Origin of the sequence: Microcystis sp. M31BS1 (assembly GCF_020245285.1) — a bacterium.
GTDB lineage: Bacteria > Cyanobacteriota > Cyanobacteriia > Cyanobacteriales > Microcystaceae > Microcystis > Microcystis panniformis.
This window is the reverse complement of sequence record NZ_JADBVE010000198.1, coordinates 1-3903: the sequence shown is the minus strand read 5'-3', so window position 1 is coordinate 3903 and position 3903 is coordinate 1. Positions and strand designations below refer to the sequence as shown.

2 protein-coding genes are annotated in these 3903 nt (G+C 43.5%); one reads left to right on the top strand and one right to left on the bottom strand.

Going from position 1 to position 3903, the window contains the following annotated elements:
* Positions 1-306: 306 nt before the first annotated feature.
* Positions 307-1989, top strand: a complete 1683-nt coding sequence (locus IM509_RS11650; RefSeq protein ID WP_185236814.1) for a hypothetical protein — start codon at positions 307-309, stop codon at positions 1987-1989.
* A gap of 357 nt (positions 1990-2346) precedes the next feature.
* On the opposite strand, the gene IM509_RS11645 is transcribed toward IM509_RS11650, so the two are convergent.
* Positions 2347-3630 carry a TldD/PmbA family protein gene (locus IM509_RS11645; RefSeq protein ID WP_072926506.1) on the bottom strand — a complete coding sequence of 428 codons (1284 nt, stop codon included), beginning with the start codon at positions 3628-3630 and terminating at the stop codon, positions 2347-2349.
* Positions 3631-3903 lie beyond the last annotated feature (273 nt).

Sequence of the window (3903 nt, the reverse complement as noted above, 5' to 3'; positions counted from 1 at the left end):
TCATAATAAATTTGGCAGAGGATTAAAGATTAGTTATTGTGACTAACTCTTTTGGTTAGAGAAAGATAAAATTGAGAATCTTCAGTCAAATTTATTGACTCAAAATTAGCTGTACTTAATTTAAATGAATCAACCCTACCTTATCAAGGGGGGCAGGGGGGATCGAACCTAAAATCCCTTTTTAATTTAATTATAACCAGCTACTTAGCCGCATCTCGATCGATTTCTTCAACCCCGAACCGATCGAGAAGTTGCCGGGTTAATCTAGGATTAGCTCCTGTTGACGGCTGTAGAGAGGACAAAAATATGATAGCGACAATAATCGATCGCCTTACGGAAACCAACCCGCAAATTATGCGAGAATGGCAAGGAAGATTAACCCCGAAAAATATCTCGATCGCCTCGATTATCTCCCTAGTTGGTCAATTATTAGTTTATTTGTACTACGAAAATCTCTTGCCCGTAGGGGCGGGATTTAGTCGTTACTGTACCGCTAATCACCCCAATTACAACGATTATTATCTCCGTAGTGGGATTAAATACTGTATCCAAGACTTAAATGGTCAATGGATGATTATCTCCCGGTTATGGTGGTTAGATATCTTCACTTTTCTGAGTATTACCGGCATTTTCGCTCTTTTGGTGGTGGGAACCTATCAATTAATCGCCGATCTTTCCGGGGAAGAACGCCGGGGTACACTTAATTTTATCCGTCTGAGTCCCCAACCCGCCAGAACAATTTTTATCGGCAAACTTTTCGGGGTTCCCATTCTCCTCTATCTCGTCTGTCTTCTCGCTTTACCCTTTCACTTGGGGGCGGGTTTATTAGCAGGTATTCCCTTGTCGTTAATTTTAGCCTTCTACGCGGTTCTGATCGCTAGTTGTGCCTTTTTCTATCATGCCGCCCTCAGTTTCGCTTTAGCCACGCCATGGTTAGGGGGATTTCAACCCTGGTTAGGCAGCGCTACAGTCTTAATCTTTGTGTTTTATAGCACTATGTTTACTTCATCGGGCTATGGTGGTTCCCGTACCCCCTTTGATTGGTTAATTCTCTTTAATCCTAGTTTTGTCCTCCCCTATCTAGTTAAATCTACCTTTCTCCCCCCCGATGCGGTACGCTATCTAGGAATCTCACAAATCTTTGATCTGCGTTGGTACGGTCAATCTCTCTGGCAATCGGTGATAATGGGTATTAGCTTAATTTTGCTCAATTTTGCCCTCTGTACCTACGGGTTAACCAGAATTATCCAGCGTCGCTTCCATAATCCCCTCGCTACTCTTGTTAGTAAACCCCAAAGTTACTGGATGATGGGCTGTTTTAGTGCCATTAGCCTAGGTTTTGTCTTCCAAACGCTGGAACCGAGGTATCTTTTCGATAATTTTGCGATTCTTAGCGTTTTTGTGGCAATTTTTGCCTTGTTAATCCTTTTTGCCCTCACTCCCCCCCGTCAAACTCTCCAAGATTGGGCGCGCTATCGTCATCTGCAAGGAAAAAAGGGCATTAGTCTGGGGAAAGCTTTAATCTTTGGCGAAAAAAGTCCTTCTACCCTAGCCATGGCTGTTAACGTCGCTATTGCTATTTTATTCATCCTTCCCGCTATTTTTATCGCCCCTCTCGATCAATATAAACTAGCCACTGCAGCCGGGTTTCTCTTGGCAATGAACATGATTTTAGTCTATGCCGCTATCGCCCAATTATTGATGTTAGCCAGCACAAATAAACGCGCTTTGCTGGCAGCTACTAGCATCGGCATTTTGATTATTTTCCCCTTCCTCTGTTTTGCTGTCTTGAGAGTTAATCCCAGTCAATCTCCGCTTTTATGGTTTTTTACTTTTCTTCCCATTGCCGCTACTAAATACGCTACACTTCCCTCTTTCGCTTTAGCAATCTTCACTCAGTGGTTGGGTTTAACCCTCCTCGGATGGCAAATTAATCGGCAATTAAATCGCCTTGGTGCCTCGGCAACTAAAGCGTTAATCCCGGGCTGAAAAATGCCGACTCAAAGGGGAGATTAAATAATATCTCTGCCCACAATTCTCTCCCCTTGAGTGTCGGTTAAATTTTTTTCCCAAAAAGCTTGACAAAACCCCGCAACTTGACAGATAATTTCTTATAGAATGGGAATCCGTGCCAGCCTGCGACCCCCCTCTTTTCAGGTCAAATAAAGCCCAAAAAAATTAACCCCAAAAAGTAGGGGGAGTTAATTTCAGTTCCGGTGCTGATTAGGAGCATCTTTCAATTTGACAACGCCTATTGTAGGGCTAATTCATGAATTAGCCCTACACCTAGTGATTTCAGTTCCGGTGCTGATTAGGAGCATCTTTCAATTTGACAACGCCACATTTTTACCCCACCACCGATAAACTATCAACAATTAGCGAGGGAGTATAACAGGAGCCATTCCATTGATTATCGGCCCCCAGAGCGATTAAATTCTGCAAAGCTGTATAAACATTTCCCGTCACCATTGTATCTTTAACTCGTCCGGTGATTTTGCCCTTTTCTATGCGATAACCCAGATCGATATTGACAGAAAAATCGCCCGAAATATCCGCCCCATGACCTAAAATTTGGTCGATAACTAGGCCTTCGTCTATTTGCGAGATTAAATCCTCTAAAGTTTCCTCTCCCGGTGCAACGATTAAATTAACCAAATCTGGCAGAGGATAAACGCCTAAACTAGGACGAAAACCGTTTCCCGTCGGAGGAGTTTTTAATAATCTTGCCGTGGTAAGATCGCTATAGAATTCCTTAACTCTACCTCCCTCAATTAAAGATAAAAATTTAGTGGGAGTTCCCTCATCATCAAAGGGACAACTATAGGGTTCTCGCTGGGGTTGTTGGGATAAAGTCAACTTTTCCGACATCACCAATTGACCGATTTTATCACTCCAGGGCGAGGACTTTTCTAATATCTGTTTACCATTTAAAGCCATCGCCACCGTACCCCATAACAGGGTAACTGCATTAGCCGTCAATAAAATTGGTAATTTTCCCGTGGGACTATCCACATTATTGGCGGCCCATTGTAGTCGCTGTAATAACTGTTTAATTACCGTATCGGGATGAGGTGTACTGCGAGTATATTCCCCATCATAAACCGCCAGAAAATCCTCCCCCCGTACCCATTCAATCCCCAGATAATAACTCAAAGCTGTATCGGTATATTGACAATATAAACCCTGGGAATTAACCAAACGGGTGATTTCCCGTTCACATTCCCATTCACCACTACAAATAACCTCAGGATAAACTTGGCGAATTTGGCCAATCATTTGATTACCCATCTCGATTAAAGATTCTACGGCCACATCCTGGCCAATCGGGTCATAAATTGCCTGTCGTGGTGCCGAAAATTCGATTTCTTCGGGGGCATTGAGATAGGATAAATTTAACGCAGTTTCTACTAAAATTTCCGGTTCCACATCACCATAACCCACCGCTAACCCTGGACAACCCTCGCGCCATAATCTTAAGGCAGTTCCCACGGATTCGGAACTTTCTAGCTGTTTGAGACGATTAGCCTCAAAAAAAACGGGATGGGAAAGGGAGGAAGATTGATAAACTTCGGCTGCCACCGCTCCTGATTTGAGAGCCAGTTCGATGAGTTGTTGCGGATCGATCGTCATGGTGATAGTTTTTGAGATGATAGCTATCTGATTATCTCAAGCCCTGGCGCTTCGGCGCAAACAAGATAGCAGCGGCTGATAAGACTGCGGGGAATTAAGAAATTTTTGCTTATTCATCGATATTTTTGAGCAAAGTTGACATCCTCGCCGCCCTAAAAGTGCGGCGATTCCTAAACCTCACGATTTAAGTTTCTGCTTCCACCACCGTCGCATACCACAGTTAAAAAACCATGTACTGTCTTACACAGAGTCCACAGACTTTCGCCCCATTTC